Genomic DNA, 21,977 nt, shown 5'->3' on the forward strand with positions numbered 1-21,977 from the left:
GCGTCAGCTGACGGCGAACTCGTGGGATATCGCGACCTGCGCCGAAACGTGTCGGGGCGCTCAGACCCCCAGGCCGCGACCGATGATCTCCTTCATGATCTCCGTCGTTCCGCCGTAGATCGTCTGGATCCGCGAGTCCAGGAATGCCCGCGCGATCGGGTATTCCCGCATGTAACCGTAGCCGCCGTGCAGTTGCAGGCAGCGATCCACCAACCGAACCTGCGCCTCGGTGCTGTACCACTTGGCCATGGCGGCCTGCTCGACGGTGAGCTTGCGGTCCAGGTGCAAACGGATGAATTCGTCGACCATGATCCTGATCGCGGTGGCCTCGGTCGCCAGTTCGGCGAGCACGAACCGGCTGTTCTGGAAGCTGCCGATCGGCTTACCGAAGGCCTTGCGCTCCTTGGTGTATTGCAGGGTCTGCTCGAGGGCGGACTCCATGGCCGCGGCGGCCATCACGGCGATGCTGATGCGTTCCTGGGGCAGATTCTGCATCAGGTAGAGGAAACCCATCCCCTCCTGGCCGAGCAGGTTCTCGACCGGAACCTTGACATCGGTGAACGAGAGTTCGGCGGTGTCCTGGGCATCGAGGCCGATCTTGTCGAGGTGGCGGCCACGCTCGAAGCCCTCCATACCGCGCTCGACGACCAACAGGGAGAAGCCCTGGGCACCCTTTTCGGGATCGGTGCAGGCAACCACGATCACCAGGTCGGCGTGGATGCCGTTGGTGATGAACGTCTTCGAACCGTTGAGGATGTAGTGGTCACCGTCGCGAACCGCGCGGGCCTTGATGCCCTGCAGGTCGCTGCCGGTGCCGGGTTCGGTCATGGCGATCGCCGTGATCAATTCGCCGCTGCAGAATCCGGGCAGCCAGCGCTGCTTCTGCTCCTCGGTGCCCAGCTCGATCAGGTACGGCGCGATGACATCGTTCTGCAGCGTGAAGCCCAGGCCGCTGTGGCGGCCGGCGCTGGTCTCCTCGGTGATGACGACGTTGTAGCGGAAGTCCGGATTGCCGCCACCCCCGTACTCCTCGGGCACGGCCATCCCCAGAAAGCCCTGCTTACCGGCCTCCCGCCAGACCTCGCGGTCGACGATCTTGGCCTTCTCCCATTCCTCCTGGAACGGCGCCGCGTGGCGGTCCAGGAAAGCGCGATAGGACTCGCGGAACAGATCGTGCTCCGGCTCGAACAGCGTGCGGTCGAATTTGACGGCGCCCATGCGTGACCTCCGGTACTGGTATCAGGGTGTGTGGCGCCCAACATATACCAACCGGATGGTTGGTCGAGCGGTGCGTCCGGCGACCTAGGATTGGTGCGTGTCACGAGCCAGCCTGGCCCACTGGGGTGCCTTCACCGCCGAGGTCAGGGCCGGCGACATCGCGGCGGTGGCGCCGCAGACCGGTGACGCCGATCCATCCCCCCTGCTGCACAACCTGCCCGGTTCGATCCGGCACCGCTCGCGGGTCACCGGCCCCGCCGTGCGCCGCGGCTGGTTGCGCAGCGGACCCGGCCCCAGCGACCGGCGCGGTGACGACGAATTCGTGGCGGTGTCCTGGGACGAGCTGACCGAGCTGCTCGCCGGCGAACTGCGCCGGGTGATCGACACCCACGGCAATGAGGCCGTCTACGGGGGCTCCTACGGCTGGGCCAGCGCAGGCCGGTTCCACCACGCCCAGAGCCAGGTACACCGGTTCCTGAAACTCATCGGCGGCTATACCTCGTCGCGGCACTCCTACAGCCTGGGCGCCACCGGCGCGATCATGCCCCGCGTCGTCGGCACCCATGACGACCTGTTCAAGCGGTCCACCCAATGGGAGGTGATCGTCGAACACACCGACCTACTGGTGGCCTTCGGCGGTATCGCCCTCAAGAACACCGGCATCAATCACGGTGGTACCACCGCACATCCGGCCCGAGCGGCGCTGCGCCGGTTCCGCGAACGGGGCGGACGCATCGTGTCGTTCTCACCGCTGCGCGACGATGTCGACGGCGAGCACGAATGGCACGCACCGGTACCCGGCACCGATGTGGCCATCATGCTGGCCCTGGCCCATGTGCTGGCCACCGAGGGTCTGGCCGACCGCACATTCCTGGACACCTACTGCGTCGGGTACGAGCGGTTCGAGCGGTATCTGCTCGGGACCGACGACGGTGTGCCGAAGTCCCCGGCATGGGCATCGACCATCAGCGGGTTGGCGGCCGAGGATCTGAGGGCACTGGCCCGCCGGATGGCGGCGGGCCGCACCCTGGTCACCATCAGCTGGTCGCTGCAACGTATCCGCCACGGCGAGCAGGCCCCGTGGATGGGCTTGACGCTGGCCGCGATGCTCGGTCAGATCGGCCTTCCCGGAGGAGGTTTCGGGCACGGGTACGGATCGATGAACGAGCCTGGGCTGGCGCCGCTGCGGGTGCGGCTCCCGGTGCTGCCACAGGGTCACAACCCGGTGCCCACCTTCATCCCGGTGGCCGCCGTCAGCGATATGCTGCTGCACCCCGGCCGGGAGTACGACTACAACGGGCTGCGCCTGACGTTCCCCGACATCCGGCTGGTCTACTGGGCCGGCGGGAATCCGTTCCACCACCACCAGAACATCCCGCGGTTGCGCCGCGCGCTGGCCCGGCCGGACACCATCGTCGTGCACGATCCCTACTGGACCGCGATGGCCAGGCACGCCGATATCGTGGTGCCCTCCACCACCGCCTATGAGCGCGACGACTATTCCGGTTCACGCAACGACCCGATGCTGACGGCGATGCCGGCGCTGACCGAGCCCTACGCGCAGTCACGGGACGACTACACGACCTTCGCCGAACTCGCGCAGCGCCTCGGTGTGGCCGAGCAGTTCACCGAGGGCCGCACCGCCCGGCAGTGGCTGGCGCACCTTTACGACACGTGGTCGGCCGGTGTGGATTTCGCCGCGCCCTCCTTCGATCAGTTCTGGGCCGACGGGCAACTGCGACTGCCCACCGAACCCGGGCTGACCCTGCTGGCCGACTTCCGCACCGACCCGGACACGAACCGGTTGAACACCCCGAGCGGGCGGATCGAGATCTTCTCCTCCGAGATCGACGGCTTCGGCTATGACGATTGCCTGGGGCACCCGGCCTGGTTCGAACCCACCGAATGGCTGGGCGGCGAGCGCGCCAAGACCTACCCGCTGCACCTCATCGCCAACCAGCCCGCCAGCCGCTTGCACAGCCAGCTCGATGGCGGTGCCACCAGCCAGCAGTCCAAAGTCCAAGGGCGCGAGCCGATCCGGATCCATCCGGGAGATGCTGCCGAACGCGGCCTGGCCGACGGTGACGTGGTGCGGGTGTTCAACGACCGCGGCGCCTGCCTTGCCGGGGTGGTGATCGACGACCGGTTGCGCCCGCGGGTGGTGCAGCTGTCCACCGGCGCCTGGTTCGATCCGCTCGACCCGGCCGACCCGGATTCGCTGTGCGTGCACGGCAACCCGAACGTACTGACCGACGATATCGGCACCTCGGCACTGGCCCGCGGCTGCACCGGTGCACACGTGCTGGTGCAGCTGGAGAAGTTCACCGGCGAGCTGCCACCGGTGAAAGCGCATGAGCCGCCGGTGATCCGTCAGCTCTGAGACAGCCGGGGGGCGACGAGGTCGACGAACGCGTCGACGACCCGGTAGGCGTCGGCGATCGGATGGCCGTGCACCAGGGCACCGGAGAGCATGGTGCTGATGATGCCCCACAGCATGATCGCGGTATCGGCCGACTCCCGGGCACCCAGCGCAGCGAAGTCCGCGGACAGGGTCTGCTGGGCCACTGCCGCGAACTCTTCCATCAGCGCCGCCGCGTTGGCATCGGCGGTGTTCTGCAACAGCATGCAGACCCTGAAGAAGGCGGGACGCCGCTCGAAGGTGGCGATGATGCCGCGCACCTTCTCCCGCACCCGGAGTTCGGCCGGGCGGGTGTCCGCGGCCGCGGGCGCGAAAACCGGCTGGGCCCAGTCCATCAGGACCGCCGCGTACACATGCTCCTTGGAACTGAAGTAGCGGTACAGCGTGCCCAGCGCCACGTCGGCCGCGTCGGCGACATCACGCATCTGGATCTGGTCGTAGTCCTGCGCCTTGAGCAGCGCCTGCGCGGCGGCCACAATCTGGGACCGGCGGGCCTGCTTATAGCCGGGCATATCGGTCACGGCGGCCTCAGTTCCTCGGCAGCCCGAGGATCATCGTCGCGATGATGTTCAGCTGGATCTCGATGGTGCCGCCACCGATGACCTCGGCGGGCATCATCAGGCTCTGCCCCACCGCAGGCTGCTCGCCGCCACCGACCATGGCCGCGCGACCGCTGAAGGCCAGCGCGTCCGCGGTCACCCGGCGCACCAGCAGCGCGGTGCCGACCTTTCCGACGCTGCTCGCCGGCCCCGGGCCGTGCCCGGCGAGCCTGCCCAGGGTGTCCCGCACCGCGAGTGCGCCGATGGCATTGGTCGCCGCCCGGACCTCACCGAGGGCCCGGCGCACCACCTCGTCCTGCGGGCCGGCCCGACGGGCCAGGGTGCGCAGCTCACTTTCCTTGTCCAGCTTGACATAGGCGCCGATCGCCACCCGCTCATTGGCCATCGTGGCCAGCGCATGGGACCAACCCGCGGTGGGTTCGCCCACCAGCATCCCGTCGGGAACGAAGACGTCGTCGAAGAAGACCTCGTTGAAATGTTCGTCACCGCTGGCGGTGCGCAGCGGCCGGACCCGGATCCCCGGGGAGGTCATGTCGACCAGAAAGTACCCGATACCCTTGTGCTTCTTGGCTTCCGGATCCGTGCGGGCCAGCAGGGCGCCCCAGTCGGCACGCTGGGCCGAGGACGTCCAGACCTTCTGCCCGTTGATCCGCCAGCCGCCGTCGACCTTGGTCGCCCTGGTCGACAGCGCGGCCAGATCCGATCCGGCACCCGGTTCGGAAAACAGCTGGCACCAACCGATCTGACCACGCATCGTCGGTACCGCGAACCGGTCACGCTGCTCATCGGAGCCCGCGGTGAGCACCGTGGGCAGGATCCACTGAGCGATCCCCAGCGACGGCCGCGTCAGATAGGGCCGCTTGTCGTACTCCTCATCGATGATCAGTTGCTGCGCCGGTGAGGCATCCAGCCCCCAGGGCGCCGGCAGATGCGGCGCGACCAGGCCGGCATCGGCCAGCGCCGTGCGTTGTGGGCCGGTCCAGTACTCCGCATACTCGGGGTTCTGCCTACCGGGTTTCTCGTTGCGCAATGCGGCCGCCGCGTCGAGAGCCCCGGCGACACCGGCGCGGAACTCCGGCTCGACCTCGGTGAGCTCGATGGCGAAATCACGCCCGGGCAGGTCCGGATCGCCAAGGGCACCTGCCCAATCCGTCACCGGACCGATGGCGGCGGCCAGGCTGATGGCACGCTTCCAGTACAGGTGCAGGTCGTGCTCCCAGGTGTAGCCGATCGCGCCGAACATGGTGAGCGCATCGACGACGAGTTCGGGAAGCCGGCCGATGGCGCCGACCGCGGCACCGGCGGCGGCGATGCGGTGCTGCACCGCCGACTGGTCGGCACCGCGAATCGCGTCCCACGCCGAGGCCGCGGCGAGTTCGCTGTTGATGAACAATGTCGCCGCCTTGTGCTGCAGGGCCTGGAAGGCCCCGATCGGTCGGCCGAACTGCTCGCGCACCTTCAGGTAGGCGACGACGTTGTCCACACACCAGCGCGCGATACCTGCGGCCTCGGCGGCGATCAGGCCGACCGCGATGCCCTGCGCGGTCTGCTCATCCATCCCGGTGAGCACGTCGCCGGCGGTGACACCGGCACAGTGCAGGGTGCCGACATCGCGGGTCAGGTCGGTGGGTGACTGCGCCCGCACCGTGACGCCCGGCGCGCCGGCGTCCAGGACGAACCAGCGGGTTTCGCCCGCTTCGGTGGTGGCGCCGACCACGAGATGCTCCGCCGAGCCCAGTCCGAGCTGCGGCCCGGCCGAGCCGTCCAGCTGCCATCCCGCGTCGCCGGCGGTGGCCCGGATCTCACCGTCGCCGGGCAGCAGCAGCGCCGCCGTGCGGCCCGCCCCGATGGCCTGCAGCAACACCCGGGCGGCGGGCCCGTCGGGATCGGCGGCGGCCACCGCGGCACCGGCGATGACGGTGGGCAACAGTGGACCGGGCAGCAGGCCGTAACCGGCGGCGTCGATGACGCAGGCGGCCTCGGCCAGCGTGCCGCCCTGGCCGCCGAACTCCTCGGGCAGGTGCACCGCGTGCAACCCCTGGGCGACGAGGGTGGGCCAGAAGTCGGGCCGGGCTCCGGCCGCGATCTCCTCGAATTGCGATCTGGTGAGTTCCAGTCCCCCGTGGCGCCTGGCGAAGCCGGCCATCGAGTCGGTGAGCTGGATCTGTTCGTCGGTCAGGGCCACGACCACGGGAGTCTCCTATCGCGCCGCGGTGTAGTGCAGCAGGGTGATGTCGGCCTCGGGGTGCTCGGCGAACACCGGAGACACTGCCATGCCGACCCGCAGCTGCGCCGCGTCGACGTCGACGAGTTCGGTGGCCAGCCGCGGCCCCTCGTCCCACTGCACCACGCCGAGTAGATGTGGCACCGCATCGGCGAACTGCGGTGCGACCGGCCGCTGCGCGACGGCGAAGCTGACGAGCGTGCCCGCACCGGAGATCTGGCGCCATTGCAGGTCATCGGCGAGAGTGCCGGGAGCGAGCACCCGCGGGTAGAAGACATAGGCGTCCAGCGACGGCGAGAACTGGATCCACACCTCGTGACGGCGCAGGCCGTCCCAGAACGGGGCCGAGGTCGGGGTGGGCAACGGTACCGGACGCGCCATGGCTAGTCCCCCTCCAGCACGAGTGCTTCTTGTTCGCTGAGCACGCCGCCGTTGCCGGACACGAAAGCGCGGTGACAGTCCGCGATCTGGGTGGCCTCGGCACGGCCCATCAGTTGCCGGGTCGCGTCGCAGACGTGGTGCATGCCGCCGGCGTTGCCGGGCTGCCCGTAGCCGAGTTGCCCGCCCGCGGTGTTCATCGGGAAGTCACCGCGGAAGGTCAGGTCATGGTCGGTGACGAATTGCATGCCCTTGCCCTTCTCGCAGAAGCCGGCGTCTTCGAGGGTGAGCAGCGCGGTGATGGTGTAGCAGTCATAGATCGACACCATGTCCATGTCCGCGGGCGTCGCGCCGGCCATGCCGAACGCGGACGCGGCGACCTTGACCATCGGTGTCTGCAGCGGATCGGCGGCGTACACCGGTGACTTGTAGGGCACCCGTTCGCCGAAGCCCTTGATCCACACCGGGCGGTTGCGGCTCTTGCGCGCGAGGTCGGCATTGGTGACCAGCACCGCCGAACCGCCCATGCAGGGCATCACGATCTCCAGCATGTGCAGCGGCGAGGCGATGATGGGGCTGTCCAGCACGTCGGCGATGCTCAGCGGTTTGTCCTTGAACACCGCACCCGGGGTGTGGTTGGCGTTGACCCGTTGGTCGACGACGATCTTGGCCATCGCGGTCTCGTCGTATCCGTATGCGGCGCCGTACATCTGGGCAACCTGCGCGTACGGCCCGTTCTGGCCGAGATAGCCGTAGGGGATCTCGAACTCGGCCTGCGGTGAGCCGTAGCGGTAGCTGGACGCGCCGAAGTACAGCGCATCGCCCGGATCGTAGGGGCGCTCGGGCGACATCGGGGTGAGGTAGTTGGCCGGGATGGCGCACAGCACCGCCTGGCAGATACCCAGTTCGATGGCCGCCGCGGCCCGCCACACCATGGCCGCACCGGACGCACCGCCGAGGTCGACCAGTTCGGCGTAGTTGACCGCCAGGCCCAGGTACTCGGCGACGGTGGAGGGGACGAACAGCTGGGATTCCATCACCCCGCACGTCACCAGGCCGTCGACCTGGTCCACCGTCAGCCCGGCGTCCGCGACCGCGGCGGCGGCCAGCCGTGCCCACTGCTCCAGGATGAACTCCGGCGCCCCGGTCGGTTTCCGCGTCGCGGGCAGCTCGTGGAAACCGACGATCGCGGCCTCGCCCCGTAGGCCCATGTGATGCTCCCTCCGATCGGTCTGCCCCACATTATTAGAACGAGATTCTAGTTTCAATTCGGGCCCGGTTCTCGGTTCTGTCAACGGCATGGCGGCCGGGGTGCGACGATCCGATGAGCGCTTACCCGGGGGTGCCAGATGCGTACTGCACGACGTTCGATCACGACCCTGCTGACGTTGCTGACCGCGGTTCTCATCACGGTCGCCTCGACCCTGACGATGGCCGTCGCCCTCGCCGCGACGGCGCTCATCGTGCCGGGCACCGGGACACCGAATGCCAACATCGTCGGCGACTACATGGAGAACGCCCGCGACTACTACATCTCGCCGTTCAACCCTGCATGCACCGAGGCCAACGACTGCGCGCTGCAGGGCATCGACTACCCCGCGCAGTTCTGGCCGATCCCGCTACCGGGCTGGGGCGGGCTGCAGGGCGCCAAGTGGGATGTGTCCACCGGTGAGGGACTGAGCACACTCAACTCCACACTGGTGGACACCCTGGCGCAGAATCCCCCGAACACACCGGTCGTGATCTTCGGCTACTCGCAGGGCGGCAACATCGTCAGCCGGGAGAAGCGCAACCTGGCCGGACTACCCAAGGACCAGACCTACCTGTCCTTCGTGATGATCGGAAACACCAACCGGCCCAACGGCGGACTCTTCGAACGACTGGCCTTCCTGGGACACGTACCCATCCTCGACGCCACCTTCGGACTGCCCGCACCGACCGACACCTGCGACCACATCTGCGCCACCGATATCGCGTTCCGCTATGACGGAGTCGCCGACTTCCCGCTCTACCCGCTCAACGCACTGGCAGTCCTCAACGCGATCGCCGGATTCTTATACATCCACGGCACCTACCTGGCGCCCAACGAGGACAGCGATGTCGGGGAACTGCCCGACGGCTACACACCCGAGGAACTCGCCGAGCAACTCGCGAACGAGGACAACTGGGACGAGCACGGCGACACCCGCTACATCACCATCCCGACCAAGACGCTGCCGATCGTGCGACCGTTCCTGGAGTTCGCCGGATTCACCGGGACCGGGTTCATCATCAAGCCGATCGTCACGCTGCTGACCCCGGTGCTCGAGGTGTTGATCGAGGCCGGCTACGACCGTTCGCTGAGTTACGGTGTGCCCGCTCCCTTCCGGCTGATTCCGCGGATCAACCCGTTCGTGCTGGCCCGCGATGTGGTCGACGCGATCGGCGAGGGCATCCACGATGCGTTCGGGGGCGGTTCGGCGCCGCAGCAGGCGCCCGCGCAGCAGCAGGCGCCGGTGCGCACGGCGGCCGCGGTCGACGTTGCCGAGCTCACCGAGCCGGCCGCCGACACCGACGTGCTCGAAGACACCGCAACAATCGACGAGAGCGAAGAGACCGACATGCCCGAGCAGACCGAGGAGATCGAGGAACCGACCCAGCGCGCTCGGCTCACCGAGGCCAGAACCTCGCCCAAGACCGCCAAGTCCACCACCCGGTCGGTGCGCCAGGCCGCATGAGCGGCGCGGGTGGGCGCATCGGCCGCGGAATCCGGGGGATCCTTCGACGACGGTGCGCCTACCCGCGCGACTACCAGTTGCTGAACTCGCGCAGGCTGGCGGCCAGCGGGACCGGCACCCGCGCAGTGATTTTGGTGCCCGTCTCGGTGTGCTCGGTGGTGTCGATCCGGCCCTCGGTGTGCACCCGGGCGACCAGGTCACCGCGGTCATACGGCAGTGTCACGTCGACGAAGGCGTCGGTGGGTTCGACCAGCTCCACCAGGCGGGCGCGCAGCTGATCGAGTCCCTCGCCGGTGTGCGCGGACACGAACACCGCATCCGGTAGGGCGCGCCGCAGCTGGGCCAGGGCGAGATCATCGGCGGCGTCGATCTTGTTGACCACCAACAGTTCCGGGGCCGGTGAGCCGTCGTGATCGGAGTAGACATCGCGGACCACGTGGCGGACCGCGTTGATCTGCGCCAGCGGGGTGGCATCGGAGCCGTCGACCACATGCACCAGCAGATCGGCGTCGACGACCTCCTCCAGCGTGGAACGGAACGCCTCCACCAGCTGGGTGGGCAGGTGCCGGACGAAGCCGACGGTGTCGGTCAGCACGAAGGGCCGGCCGTCGTCGAGTTCTCCGCGACGGGTGGTCGGCTCCAGGGTGGCGAACAGGGCGTTTTCCACCAGCACCCCGGCGCCGGTCAGCGCGTTGAGCAGACTGGACTTTCCGGCGTTGGTGTAACCGACGATCGCGACCGCGGGCAGATCGGCGGCCCGGCGCTTACCGCGCTGGGTGTCGCGGATCTTCTTCATGTCCTTGATCTCGCGGCGCAGCTTCGACATACGCTCGCGGATGCGGCGACGGTCGGTTTCGATCTTCGTCTCACCCGGTCCGCGGGTGCCCACACCGCCGCTGCTGCCACCGGCGCCACCGCCCTGGCGGGACATGGATTCACCCCAACCGCGCAGTCGCGGCAACATGTACTCCATCTGGGCCAGCGACACCTGCGCCTTGCCCTCGGCGGAGGTGGCGTGCTGGGCGAAGATGTCGAGAATCAGCGCGGTCCGGTCGATGACCTTGACCTTGACGACCTTCTCCAACGAGTTGAGCTGGGCGGGGCTGAGCTCGCCGTCGCAGATGACGGTGTCTGCGCCGGTGGCGGTGACGATATCGCGCAGTTCGATGGCCTTGCCGGAGCCGATGTAGGTCGACGCGTCGGGTTTGTCGCGGCGCTGCACGAGGCCTTCGAGGACCTCCGAGCCCGCGGTCTCGGCCAGCGCGGCCAGCTCGGCCATGCTGGCGTCGACATCGGCCGCGGTGCCCTCGGTCCAGACGCCGACCAGTACCACCCGCTCCAGGCGCAGCTGTCGGTATTCGACCTCGGTGATGTCGGTGAGTTCGGTGGAGAGCCCGGCCACGCGGCGCAATGCCGCGCGGTCCTCGAGGGCCAGTTCGCCGGTGCTGGGAATGTAATCGGGTTCAGTCATATGTTCTTTCGATGGTGGCACGGTGGCCGGGGTCACGCACCTGAATATTCACCGTGCGCGACGAGCACCGACGGGCCGCGCAGGTAGCTGGTCGCCTCGGTGATGGAGACGGTGACCACACCGCCGGGGATGCGGACCGCCAGGGAGCCGGTTTCCTGCCCCAGATGGTTCAGCGCCGCCAGCGCAGCGGCCACGGTTCCTGTTCCGCAGGAACGGGTTTCGCCGACTCCGCGTTCGTGCACGCGCATGTCCACCGAGCCCTGCGTCGGTGTCGTCAGGATTTCCACGTTGACCCCGTCGGGGAACTGGGAGGTGTCGAAGGACACCGGTGCGCCGACATCGAGGGCGGCCAACTCGGCCGTGTCGAGGTTCGTGACACACGCCAGGTGTGGATTGCCGACATCGACTCCCAGACCGGTGAAGCGCTGTCCGCCGACCACGGCCGTTCCGGTGCCCAACCGGTTGGCCTTGCCCATATCGACGGTCACCTCGGCGTGCGTGGGGCTGAACTGCTCGATCACCACCGGTCGTGCACCGGCCAGCGAGCCGACCACGAACTCGTCGCGGGTCTCCAGCCCGGCCGCGCGCAGGTAGTGCGCGAAGACCCGCACCCCGTTACCGCACATCTGGGCGATGGAACCGTCGGCATTGCGGTAATCCATATACCAGTCCTGGGCCGACACCCCGTCGGGCAGCGTCTCGAACACCCCGGCGGCGGCCGCGGCACCGGCCGTCGTCACCCGCAGCACACCATCGGCGCCCAGCCCGCGGCGCCGATCACACAGCGCGGCCACCATGTCTGGGGTCAGCGCGAGCCCGGCGTCCAGGTCGGGCAGCACAACGAAGTCGTTCTGCGTGCCGTGACCCTTCGCGAACCTCATTTGTCCAGGATACGCAGCGCCGCAGCGGCCAGGTCCGGCGCCGAACCGTCGAGCCAGTTCACCCGGTGATCGCGGCGGAACCAGGACCGCTGCCTGCGCACATAGCGGCGGGTACCCACGAAGGTGGGTTCTCGTGCGGCGGAGCCGTCGCCCAGGGCGTCCAGGTCGGCCAGCACCTGCGCGTAACCGAGGGCCCGCGACGCCGTCACCCCGGCCCGCAGGCCACGCTCGATCAGGCCGGTCACCTCGGCGACCAGACCTTCGGCGAACATCGTGTCGGTGCGCTGCCGCAGCCGCTCATCCAGAATGCTTGTGTCCCAGTCCAACCCGAGGATCACCGTGCCCCAGCGCGGGGTTCCGATGCGGGGTGCCGACGCCGCGAACGGTTTGCCGGTGAGTTCGACCACCTCGAGGGCACGCACGATGCGGCGTCCGTCGGTGTCCAGGATGGCGGCTCCGGCCGCCGGATCGACCCGGGTCAGCTCGGTGTGCAGCGCGGCCACCCCGACCTCGGCGAGGCGGGCCTCCCAGCGGGCCCGGACCGTCGGGTCGGTGGCCGGGAACGACCACTGGTCCAGCAGGGACTGGATGTAGAGCATGGACCCGCCGACGATCACCGGCACCGCGCCGCGGGACATGATCGCCTCGATATCGGCCGCCGCGTTCTCCTGGTACCGCGCGACCGAGGCGTTCTCGGTGACGTCGAGGACGTCGAGCTGGTGGTGCACGATGCCGCGGCGCTGCTCGGGCGGCAGTTTGGCGGTGCCGATGTCCATCCCGCGGTAGAACTGCATCGCGTCGGCGTTCACGATCTCGCCGCCGAGCCGCTCGGCCAGGGCCAGCCCGAGTGCGGACTTGCCGGTCCCGGTCGGCCCGATGACGGCGACGGGCCGGATGTCGGGGCGAGCGGAGCGACGGGGGTGCAGGGTGCCGCTCACGGGAGCCAGGTGCCCACGAAATAGCCGACGCCGAACGGTGCCCCGCGGTAGAGCTCGCGGGCGCGGACGGGCTGCCGGCCGGTGAGTCCGGCCAGCACCTCATAGGCGCTCTGCCCCACCGCGCCTCCCGCGCACCTGATCACCGTGTCGGCGTCACCGGCCGCCAGCGCGTCATCCAGCGCCGCCTGGGCGGACACCGAATCCGGCTCGAAACCGCCCGGTGCGGACTCGGTCAGGGTGTTGGCGCCGTCGGCGACCACCAGCACGCCGATCGGGTCCGGGGATTCTTGAAGCTCGCTGCGCAGCGTCACGCCGCGGTGCACGGCCGCCTCGCCGACGTCGGCGTGGACCCGCACCTCGGCCAGGCAGCCGGCGTTCACCTGCGCACGCACCCAGCCGGCGATCAGCGCGGCCAGCGGAAGCTCGGTCACCGGGCCGTCGGCCTGCGGACCCAGCGAGACCCGGATATCGGCGCCGTAACCGGCAAAGGTCCCCTTCGCGGACGCTGGGATGACCTGATCGGTACCACCCGCGCCGATGACGATCCAGCGCCCCGGCAGTGCGGCGGCCGCCGTCAGCACCGCGGCACGCAGGTCGGCCACTTCGGCCGCCGCGGCACCGGCGAGTTCGGGCACCAGCACCGGCGCCGAGGGGATCAGAGCAATGGCCGCCAACACGCCATCACGCTATCGCCTTACCGGTGTCGGGCTGATCGGCCCAGCCTGCCTCCCCGCGGGCCAGCGCCGCGGTCGCGACCATCATCACCGCAACCGCCGCGATCAGGGTGATCCAGCCGGCCTCACCGGGGCGCAGGCTTTCACCGAGGACCACGACGCCCAGCACCGAGGCCACCACCGGTTCGGTCACCGTCATCGTCGGCAGCGAGGCCGTGATCGACCCGGCCCGGAAGGCGGCCTGCTGATAGGCGGTGCCCGCCACCGCCACCACAGCCCAGGCGTAGAGCTCCGGGGTGCGCAGCAGTTCCCACACACCGTCGCCGATCCGGTCGACCACGCCCTTGGTGAGGATCGCGAAAAGTCCCCAGAGCGCGCCCGATACGCACGCCAGCAGCATCGCGCTGATCTTGCGACCGGACCAGATCCGCGCACCGACGATGCACAGCACCAGCAGCGGCCCGAGCACCGCACCGACGGCCAGCCAGGTCTCGGTGTCGGCCCGCGAATGCCCGGCCGTCGGGTTACCGACGGTGACGATCACCACCACCGATGCCGCCAGCAGCACCGCCCAGGTCCATTGGAATCTGCTCACCCGGTGATGGGTGGCGCGGGCGTTCAGCGGCAGCGCGAACAGCAGCGAGGTCACCAGCAAGGCCTGCACCAGCAGCACCGAACCCAGTCCCAGCGCGGCCGCCTGCAGACCGAACCCGACCGCCGAGACCAGGCTGCCGACCCACCAGACGCGGTCCTTGAGCAACCGCAGGAACAGCTGGAGATGGCTGACCTGCTCGTCGGTGACCTCATGCGCGGAACGCTGGTGGATGACATCGCCGATGGCGATGAACAGCGCAGCGCCCAGAGCCAGCAGTGCGGCGATATCCGCCTTGTCCAACGGGGGCCTCCCAACCGGTCAGGGCACTGAGGGTGCCGGTAAACACGTGCCGATCGCAACCGCGGTTCGACCCGACCTGCTTGAATAGCCATCGGAAGCTATCGGCGCCGCGTCGCGCGGCAGGTGCGTGGGTCAGACCACGCGGAGTGCGAGGGAATGAACATGACGACCAACGACTCAGGTTCCGGCGAGACCACCGGGGAATCGGCAGCTGCGGCCCCGGCCCCCAAACCCACGCCCAGGCCGGGTCCGCGCCCGACCCCGCACCCCCGCCCGGCCGCAGCCGTGGCCGCCACGCCCGTCGTCCCGGCACCTGCCTCGGTGGACCCGCACCGGTTCGGCCGCGTCGAAGAGGACGGCACCGTCGTCCTGATCACCGCCGCCGGGGAACGCGTCATCGGCTCCTGGCAGGCCGGCGAGCCCGAGGCCGCCTTCGCCCACTTCGGCCGCCGCTACGACGATCTGCACACCGAGGTCGCCCTGCTGGAGACCCGGCTGGCCTCCGGCACCGGCGACGCCCGCAAGATCAAATCAGCCGCATCCGCACTGCTGGAGACCCTGCCGACCGCCGCGGTGCTCGGTGACGTCGACGCCGTCGAACAGCGCCTGAAGTCCATTCTCGAACACGCCGACGGGGCGGCCGCCGAGGAACGGGCACGCCGCGATGAGCACCGCGCCGCCCAGACCGCCCGCAAGGAGGCGCTGGCCGCCGAGGCCGAGGAGATCGCCAACGCCAGCGGCCAGTGGAAGTCCGCCGGTGACCGGCTGCGCGCCATCCTCGACGAGTGGCGCACCATCACCGGTCTGGACCGCAAGACCGACGATGCGCTGTGGAAGCGGTACTCGGCGGCCCGGGAGACGTTCAACCGGCGCCGGGGTTCACATTTTGCCGAGCTGGACCGCGAACGCGTCGGTGCCAGACAGGCCAAGGAGGCCCTCTGCGAGAAGGCCGAGAAGCTCAGCGATTCCACCGATTGGGCGGGCACCGCGGCGACCTTCCGGGATCTGCTCGCGCAGTGGAAGGCCGCCGGCCGGGCCGCCAAGGACGTCGACGACGCACTGTGGGCGCGCTTCAAGGCCGCCCAGGACACCTTCTTCGAGGCCCGCAACGCCATCAATGCCGAACGCGACGCCGAGTTCGGCGCCAACGCGGTCGCCAAGGAGAAGCTGCTGGCCGAGGCCGAACGCATCGATGTCTCGGACCCCAAGGCCGCGCAGGCCGCGCTGCGGACCATCGGTGACAAGTGGGACGCGATCGGCAAGGTGCCGCGCGAGAAGTCGGCCGATCTGGAGCGCCGGCTGCGCGCGGTCGAGAAGAAGGTCCGCGACGCCGGGGCCACCGACCACACCGACACCGAGGCGCAGGCACGGGCCGACCAGTTCCGGGAGCGCGCCGAGCAGTTCGAACGCCAGGCGGAGAAGGCCGAAGCGGCAGGCAAGGCCAAGGACGCGGAGAAGGCGCGGGCCAGCGCCGCCCAGTGGCGGGAATGGGCGGAGACCGCTGCGGAAGCGGTCACCAAGAAGCGTTAGGGCTTGTCGGGGTCGGGGCCCGCGTCGGGATCGAGGTCATCGAGCAGCGTCTTGTGCTGGCGCGCAGCGACGGCACGGCGGCGCTCCTCTTCGGCGGCCAACTGCACCGCGGTGCGTGACCACACCACCCGCGCCCAGTGGAACGCCAGCAGCAGCACCGCGATCCAGCCGATGACGAGCCCGATACCGGGGCCCGGCAGGCCCTCGCCGGCGGTCTGGCGGGACCAGACCGCGAGCATGCCCGCCGGGCAGGCCACCGTGGTACCGGCCAGCGCGATCCAGGCCAGCGTCCAGCGCCGGGTCAGCAGCGCCAGGACGGAGAATCCGATGCTGAAGACCAGCGCCAGCCACACGAACACCCGCGACGGCAGGGACAGCCCGTCGGCGATCGCGGTCTCGTTGGCGATCAGCACATCGATGCCGCGGGAGGATCCGGTGTGCGGCAGCAGGAACGACACCAGCACCACGAACACCAGGATCGCCACCACCAGCGCGCGGGCGCCGGGGTCGATCTCGGAGGCGACCCGGCGTTCGGCGGCCTCGATATCGCCCTTGAACGCGTCGAAGTCCTTCGGGTCCCGGCCGCTCACAGCGCACACCCGCCGGTGACGGGGGCGGCCGGCGGTGCGCCGACGCCCGGCATGCCCAGGCCCACACCGGTGACCGGGCGAACACCGGCGGCATGCGCGTCCCCGGCCCGGGTGCGGCGATGGGCGGACACCACACCGTCGGCGACCAGGAAGTGCGGGGCGGCGCGGGTCACGGTCGTGGTGACGATGTCACCGGGACGGATCTCGGCGCCCCCGGCGGCGAAGTGCACCAGCCGGCCGTCGCGGGCACGCCCGGACATCCGCGCGGTGGCGGCATCCTTGCGGCCCTCCCCCGCGGCGACCAGCAGCTCGACCTGCGTGCCGACCTGAGCCTGGTTCTCCTGCAACGAAATCTGCTCCTGTAGGTCGATGAGGCGCTGATAGCGTTCGCTGACAACCTCTTTGGGCAGCTGGTCGGCGAGCACGGCGGCAGGTGTGCCGGGGCGCTTCGAGTACTGGAAGGTGAAGGCGTTGGCAAAGCGCGATCGCGCCACCACGTCCAGGGTGTCCTGGAAGTCCTGCTCGGTCTCGCCGGGAAAGCCGACGATGATGTCGGTGGTGATGGCGGCGTGCGGTATCGCGGCACGCACCCGGTCGATGATGCCCAGGTAACGCTCGGCGCGGTAGGAGCGCCGCATCGCCTTGAGTACGCGGTCAGAGCCCGACTGCAGCGGCATGTGCAGCGTGGGACACACATTGGGTGTTTCGGCCATCGCCTCGATGACATCGTCGGTGAACTCGGCGGGATGCGGTGAGGTGAACCGCACGCGCTCCAGCCCGTCGATGTTCCCGCACGCCCGCAGCAGGTCGGCGAAGGCGCCGCGCTCGCCGAACGACACCCCGTAGGCGTTCACGTTCTGCCCCAACAAAGTGACCTCGAGCACACCCTGGTCCACCAGGGTCTGCACCTCGGCCAGCACGTCGCCGGGGCGACGGTCCACCTCTTTACCGCGCAACGAGGGCACGATGCAGAACGTGCAGGTGTTGTTGCAGCCCACAGATATGGAAACCCAAGCGGCATAGGCAGATTCGCGAGCCGCGGGCAGTGCCGACGGGAACTCCTGCAGCGCCTCGGCGATCTCGACCTGGGCCACCCGCTGATGGCGCGCCCGCTCCAGCAGCACCGGCAGCGAGCCGATGTTGTGGGTACCGAACACCACATCGACCCAGGGCGCCTTCTTCAGCACGGCGTCGCGGTCCTTCTGGGCCAGGCAGCCCCCGACGGCGATCTGCATATCGGGCTCGGCGTTCTTGCGCGGCGCCAGATGACTGAGGTTCCCGTACAGCTTGTTGTCGGCGTTCTCGCGCACCGCGCAGGTGTTGAACACCACGATGTCGGCGTCGGTGCCCTCGACGGCGCGGACGTAGCCGGCGGCCTCCAGCAGCCCGGACAGCCGCTCGGAGTCGTGCACGTTCATCTGGCAGCCGTAGGTGCGCACCTGGTAGGTGCGCACGGGGGCCGCGGGTCGAGCACCCGCCTCCACAGTCGAGGCCAACACGGAAGTCACGACGATCATGTTACGGGGGTGTCGATACGCCCCATCCTGAGCATTACCTGGGTAGGGTTCCCATCCATGACCACCGCGGCTTCGGTCCCGATGATCTCGCTACAGGGTGTGAACAAGCACTTCGGCGATCTGCACGTGCTCCAGGACATCGACCTCGATGTCCCGCGCGGACAGGTCGTGGTGGTGCTGGGCCCGTCGGGTTCGGGCAAATCAACGTTGTGCCGCACCATCAATCGGCTCGAGCCGATCGATACCGGCACCATCTCCATCGACGGCGAGGTGCTGCCCGAGGAGGGCCGCAAGCTCGCCCAGCTGCGCTCGGATGTCGGCATGGTCTTCCAGTCGTTCAATCTGTTCGCACACAAGACAATTGTCGAGAACGTGATGCTGGCGCCGGTCAAGGTGCGAAAGCTGGGCAAGGACAAGGCCCGGAGCGAGGCGATGGCCCTGCTCGACCGGGTGGGCATCTCCAACCAGGCCGACAAGTACCCGGCACAGCTGTCCGGCGGGCAGCAGCAGCGGGTCGCGATCGCCCGCTCGCTGGCGATGAGCCCCAAGGTGATGCTGTTCGACGAGCCGACCAGTGCGCTGGATCCGGAGATGATCAACGAGGTGCTGGCCGTCATGACCTCGCTGGCGTCGGAGGGGATGACCATGGTGGTCGTCACCCACGAGATGGGCTTCGCGCGCCGCGCGTCACACCGGGTGGTGTTCATGTCCGACGGCGCGATCGTCGAGGACGCCGAACCCGAGGAATTCTTCAACAACCCCAAGTCCGACCGTGCCAAGGATTTCCTGGGCAAGATTCTCAACCACTGATCGTCCACCACCGAAAGGACCATGACATGCCGTCTCTGCGCTTCCGGGTGGCTGCTGCCGCCATTGTGGCCGCAGCGCTGCCGCTGACCCTCGCCGCCTGCGGCGGAGGCGGTGGCGACGAATCCAAGGTCGTCATCGGCACCAAGTTCGACCAGCCCGGTCTGGGGCTGAAGAACCCGGACGGCACCATGAGCGGGTTCGACGTCGACGTCGCCACCTATGTCGCCGAGCAACTCGGCTACGCCCCCGAGGACATCGAGTGGAAAGAATCGCCGTCCTCGCAGCGCGAGACGCTGATCCAGAACGGCCAGGTCGATTTCATCGTCGCGACGTATTCGATCACCGACGCCCGTAAGGAGAAGGTGGACTTCGCCGGGCCGTACCTGATCACCGGGCAGAGCCTGCTGGTACGCGCCGACAACTCCGACATCGTCGGCGCCGAGTCGCTGGAGAACAACAAGAAGCTGTGCTCGGTCACCGGCTCGACCCCGGCCCAGCGCATCAAGGACAAGTACCCCGGCGTGCAGCTGCAGCAGTACGACACCTACTCGGCCTGTGTCGAGGCACTCAAGACCGGCGCCATCGACGCGGTGACCACCGACGAGGTGATCCTGGCCGGGTACGCCGCCCAGTCCCCCGGAACCTTCAAGATCGTCGGTGAACCGTTCTCCGAGGAGCGTTACGGCATCGGCCTGAAGAAGGACGACACCGAAATGCGCACCAAGATCAACGACGCCATCACCAAGATGGAGGCCGACGGCGCCTGGAAGGAAGCCTTCGACAAGAACCTCGGGCCCGCAGGCATCACCGCGCCCGAGCCGCCGACCGTCGACAAGTAACCGCGCAGGCACGTGGAGATCTTCACCGAGTACCAGGACCGGATCTATGCCGCGTTCTGGATCACCATCCAGCTGACGGTGCTCTCCGGCGTCGGTGCGCTGGTGCTGGGCACCGCACTGGCGGCGATGCGACTGTCGCCGATACCGGTGATGCGGGGGTTGGGCACCACGTATGTGAACGTGGTGCGCAACACCCCGCTGACCCTGATCCTGGTGTTCTGCTCGCTGGGTCTCGCCAACACGTTGCACATCACGCTGACGGACCCGGACTCGCCGACCTCGATCGTGGACAGCAACTTCCGGCTGGCCGTGCTCGGATTGACGGTCTATACCGCGGCTTTCGTGTGTGAGGCCATCCGGTCCGGCATCAACACCGTGCCGCTGGGTCAGGCCGAGGCCGCCCGGTCCCTGGGCCTGACCTTCTCCCAGAACCTGCGGATCATCATGCTGCCGCAGGCCTTTCGTGCGGTGATCATCCCGCTCGGTTCGGTGCTGATCGCCCTGACCAAGAACACCACCATCGCCTCGGCGATCGGGGTGGCCGAGGCGGCGCTGTTGATGAAGGAGATGGTGGAGAACACCTCGGCACTGCTGCTCGTCGGCGGGATCTTCGCGATCGGTTTCGTCATCCTGACGTTGCCGACCGGGTTGCTGTTCGGCTGGCTCGGCAAACGACTGGCGGTGCTGCGGTGAGCGGCGCCACAGTTCTCTTCGATGCACCGGGTCCGCGCGCCCGGGTCCGGCACCGGATGCTGGCCGGCCTGACGGTTGTCGCCTTCGCATTGATCTTCGGCTGGGTGATCTGGAAGTTCGCCGCCGCCGAACAGTTCACCGCCGCCAAGTGGGAGCCCTTCCTCACCCCGGACCTGTGGACGACGTATGTGCTGCCCGGCGTCAAGGGCACCCTGACCGCGGCGGCGGTGTCCATCGTGCTGGCGCTGGTGCTCGGGTGCCTGCTCGGAGTGGGCCGGCTGTCACCTATCCCGGTGGTGAGCTGGGCGTGTGCGACGTTCGTGGAGTTCTTCCGGGCCGTGCCGGTGCTCATCATGATGTTGTTCTCCTACGCGTTGTTCGCGCAGTACAACGTCTTTCCCTCGGAGTACCTGGCGCTGGCCGGGGTGATCACCGGCCTGACCCTGTACAACTCGGCGGTGATCGCCGAGATCGTGCGCAGCGGCGTGCACTCACTGCCGCGGGGACAGGCCGAGGCCGCCTCCGCGCTGGGCATGACGTGGAGCCAGACCATGGGCTCGATCCAGTTGCCGCAGGCCATCACCTCGATGCTGCCGGTGCTGGTGTCGCAGATGGTGGTGGTGCTCAAGGACACCGCGATCGGCTACCAGATCACGTTCGTGGAAATGGTGCGCCAGGGCCAGAGCATCGGCTCGTCGTACGGCAACTACATCCCCGCCCTCATCGTGATCGCGGCCCTGATGATCGGGCTGAACTTTGCCCTGTCGTCCTTGGCCACCCGCCTCGAGGCCCGGCTGCGCCGGTCCAAGAAGGGACCCGCGCCGCTGGCCGCCCGGGCGAACGTTCAGGACGCGCCCGGCGTCTGATTGCCGGCCAGTGCCAGGCCCGCACACGCGATCACCGAGCAACAGACCATCACGATGCCCAGCGGGCCGGCCGTGCGCTCGCCGGCCAGACTGACCAGCGGCGAGACGGCGGCGGCCAGCAGGAACTGGGTGGCCCCGAGTGCGGCCGAGGCCGAGCCTGCCGCCTGCGGTGCGGCCGATAGTGCCAGCGCGGTCCAGGCCGACAGTGCCGACGCCGCGGCCGCCGCGGCCGCCGTCGACACCACGGTCGCCGAACTGGGCGGTCTCGACATCTTGGTCAACAATGCGGGCGTCGCCTCCGGGGCACTCATCGAGGACTTCGCCCTTGAGGAGTTCGACCGGATCGTGAACATCAACGTGCGCGGCGTATTCGCCGCCAGCAAGGCCGCGGTGCCCCATCTGGGCAAGGGTGGCCGGATCATCAACATCGGCAGCGTGAACGCCGATCGTGTTCCGGTGCCCGCCTTTTCGGTGTACGCGCTGTCCAAGGCCGCGGTCGCCGGCTTCACCCGCGGCCTGGCCCGTGAACTCGGCCCACGCGGGATCACCGTGAACAATGTTCAGCCAGGCCCGATCGCCACGGACATGAACCCCGCCGACGGCCCGCTGGCCGACCAGATGACTCCGCTTTTGGCGGTCGGGCACTACGGTCACACGAGCGACGTCGCGAGTGCCGTCGCCTTCCTGGCGTCACCGGACGCCGGCTATATCACCGGCATCGCCTTGAACGTCGACGGTGGCTTTCTGATCTGACAGC

The 21,977-nt window shown here is 68.7% G+C and carries 20 protein-coding genes; 8 read left to right on the forward strand and 12 right to left on the reverse strand.

What is annotated here, in order from left to right; all coding sequences use genetic code 11:
- Positions 1 to 60 precede the first annotated feature (60 nt).
- Entirely contained in the window at positions 61 to 1,218 is a 1,158-nt protein-coding gene (locus EXE63_RS32000) for an acyl-CoA dehydrogenase family protein (protein ID WP_105366293.1), read from the reverse strand.
- 97 nt (positions 1,219 to 1,315) lie between these two features.
- Between EXE63_RS32000 and EXE63_RS32005 the strand changes: the two genes are divergently transcribed.
- The gene (locus EXE63_RS32005) at positions 1,316 to 3,598 is read left to right on the forward strand and encodes a molybdopterin guanine dinucleotide-containing S/N-oxide reductase (RefSeq protein ID WP_168145291.1); all 2,283 of its coding nucleotides are present in this window, start codon (positions 1,316 to 1,318) and stop codon (positions 3,596 to 3,598) included.
- Here EXE63_RS32005 and EXE63_RS32010 read toward each other — a convergent pair.
- The 4 genes from EXE63_RS32010 to EXE63_RS32025 are packed head-to-tail and all read right to left on the reverse strand — an operon-like array spanning position 3,589 to position 8,010.
- The gene (locus EXE63_RS32010; protein ID WP_168145893.1) at positions 3,589 to 4,149 is read right to left on the reverse strand and encodes a TetR/AcrR family transcriptional regulator; all 561 of its coding nucleotides are present in this window, start codon (positions 4,147 to 4,149) and stop codon (positions 3,589 to 3,591) included. The two genes, EXE63_RS32005 and EXE63_RS32010, sit on opposite strands and share 10 nt — an antisense overlap.
- Before the next feature lie 16 nt (positions 4,150 to 4,165).
- Positions 4,166 to 6,388, reverse strand: coding sequence for an acyl-CoA dehydrogenase family protein (locus EXE63_RS32015; protein WP_168145292.1), 2,223 nt, complete (start codon positions 6,386 to 6,388; stop codon positions 4,166 to 4,168).
- Positions 6,389 to 6,397: 9 nt separating this feature from the next.
- Entirely contained in the window at positions 6,398 to 6,802 is a 405-nt protein-coding gene (locus tag EXE63_RS32020) for a Zn-ribbon domain-containing OB-fold protein (protein ID WP_105366289.1), read from the reverse strand.
- Between the two features lie 2 nt (positions 6,803 to 6,804).
- Complete coding sequence (locus EXE63_RS32025; RefSeq protein WP_168145293.1) at positions 6,805 to 8,010, reverse strand: thiolase family protein; 1,206 nt, start codon at positions 8,008 to 8,010, stop codon at positions 6,805 to 6,807.
- Positions 8,011 to 8,148: 138 nt separating this feature from the next.
- Between EXE63_RS32025 and EXE63_RS32030 the strand changes: the two genes are divergently transcribed.
- Positions 8,149 to 9,516, forward strand: a complete 1,368-nt coding sequence (locus tag EXE63_RS32030) for a PE-PPE domain-containing protein (protein ID WP_168145294.1) — start codon at positions 8,149 to 8,151, stop codon at positions 9,514 to 9,516.
- Positions 9,517 to 9,586: 70 nt separating this feature from the next.
- Here EXE63_RS32030 and hflX read toward each other — a convergent pair whose 3' ends face one another.
- The 5 genes from hflX to EXE63_RS32055 are packed head-to-tail and all read right to left on the reverse strand — an operon-like array spanning position 9,587 to position 14,375.
- A complete protein-coding gene (gene hflX / locus EXE63_RS32035) occupies positions 9,587 to 10,987 on the reverse strand; it encodes a GTPase HflX (protein WP_168145295.1) in 1,401 nt (466 codons plus the stop codon).
- A 32-nt stretch (positions 10,988 to 11,019) separates the two neighbouring features.
- Positions 11,020 to 11,868, reverse strand: coding sequence for a diaminopimelate epimerase (gene dapF / locus EXE63_RS32040; protein WP_168145296.1), 849 nt, complete (start codon positions 11,866 to 11,868; stop codon positions 11,020 to 11,022).
- A complete protein-coding gene (gene miaA / locus EXE63_RS32045; protein ID WP_168145894.1) occupies positions 11,865 to 12,764 on the reverse strand; it encodes a tRNA (adenosine(37)-N6)-dimethylallyltransferase MiaA in 900 nt (299 codons plus the stop codon). Before miaA ends, dapF begins: the two co-directional genes overlap by 4 nt.
- 38 nt (positions 12,765 to 12,802) lie before the next feature.
- The gene (locus EXE63_RS32050; RefSeq protein ID WP_168145297.1) at positions 12,803 to 13,483 is read right to left on the reverse strand and encodes a class III extradiol ring-cleavage dioxygenase family protein; all 681 of its coding nucleotides are present in this window, start codon (positions 13,481 to 13,483) and stop codon (positions 12,803 to 12,805) included.
- A 4-nt stretch (positions 13,484 to 13,487) separates the two neighbouring features.
- Positions 13,488 to 14,375 (reverse strand): DMT family transporter, encoded by an 888-nt coding sequence (locus EXE63_RS32055; RefSeq protein ID WP_168145298.1) that lies wholly within the window; start codon positions 14,373 to 14,375, stop codon positions 13,488 to 13,490.
- Between the two features lie 162 nt (positions 14,376 to 14,537).
- On the opposite strand from EXE63_RS32055, the gene EXE63_RS32060 reads away from it, so the two are divergent.
- Positions 14,538 to 15,905: a DUF349 domain-containing protein gene (locus EXE63_RS32060; RefSeq protein WP_168145299.1), complete on the forward strand. Its 1,368-nt coding sequence runs from the start codon at positions 14,538 to 14,540 to the stop codon at positions 15,903 to 15,905.
- On the opposite strand, the gene EXE63_RS32065 is transcribed toward EXE63_RS32060, so the two are convergent.
- Positions 15,902 to 16,504, reverse strand: coding sequence for an Rv2732c family membrane protein (locus EXE63_RS32065; RefSeq protein ID WP_168145300.1), 603 nt, complete (start codon positions 16,502 to 16,504; stop codon positions 15,902 to 15,904). The genes EXE63_RS32060 and EXE63_RS32065 overlap by 4 nt on opposite strands.
- A complete protein-coding gene (miaB, locus tag EXE63_RS32070) occupies positions 16,492 to 18,012 on the reverse strand; it encodes a tRNA (N6-isopentenyl adenosine(37)-C2)-methylthiotransferase MiaB (protein WP_168145301.1) in 1,521 nt (506 codons plus the stop codon). Before miaB ends, EXE63_RS32065 begins: the two co-directional genes overlap by 13 nt.
- Positions 18,013 to 18,093: 81 nt before the next feature.
- Between miaB and EXE63_RS32075 the strand changes: the two genes are divergently transcribed.
- The 5 genes from EXE63_RS32075 to EXE63_RS32095 are packed head-to-tail and all read left to right on the forward strand — an operon-like array spanning position 18,094 to position 21,973.
- Entirely contained in the window at positions 18,094 to 18,822 is a 729-nt protein-coding gene (locus EXE63_RS32075) for an amino acid ABC transporter ATP-binding protein (RefSeq protein WP_168145895.1), read from the forward strand.
- 26 nt (positions 18,823 to 18,848) lie between these two features.
- Positions 18,849 to 19,661, forward strand: a complete 813-nt coding sequence (locus tag EXE63_RS32080; protein WP_168145302.1) for a glutamate ABC transporter substrate-binding protein — start codon at positions 18,849 to 18,851, stop codon at positions 19,659 to 19,661.
- 12 nt (positions 19,662 to 19,673) lie between these two features.
- Positions 19,674 to 20,354, forward strand: coding sequence for an amino acid ABC transporter permease (locus EXE63_RS32085; RefSeq protein WP_105366277.1), 681 nt, complete (start codon positions 19,674 to 19,676; stop codon positions 20,352 to 20,354).
- A complete protein-coding gene (locus EXE63_RS32090) occupies positions 20,351 to 21,220 on the forward strand; it encodes an amino acid ABC transporter permease (protein WP_210000185.1) in 870 nt (289 codons plus the stop codon). The genes EXE63_RS32085 and EXE63_RS32090 overlap by 4 nt, the downstream gene beginning before the upstream one ends.
- 54 nt (positions 21,221 to 21,274) lie before the next feature.
- Complete coding sequence (locus EXE63_RS32095; RefSeq protein WP_168145303.1) at positions 21,275 to 21,973, forward strand: SDR family oxidoreductase; 699 nt, start codon at positions 21,275 to 21,277, stop codon at positions 21,971 to 21,973.
- Positions 21,974 to 21,977: the final 4 nt, after the last annotated feature.

It is taken from the genome of Mycolicibacterium frederiksbergense, from assembly GCF_012223425.1.
In the GTDB taxonomy this organism is placed as follows: Bacteria; Actinomycetota; Actinomycetes; order Mycobacteriales; family Mycobacteriaceae; genus Mycobacterium; species Mycobacterium frederiksbergense.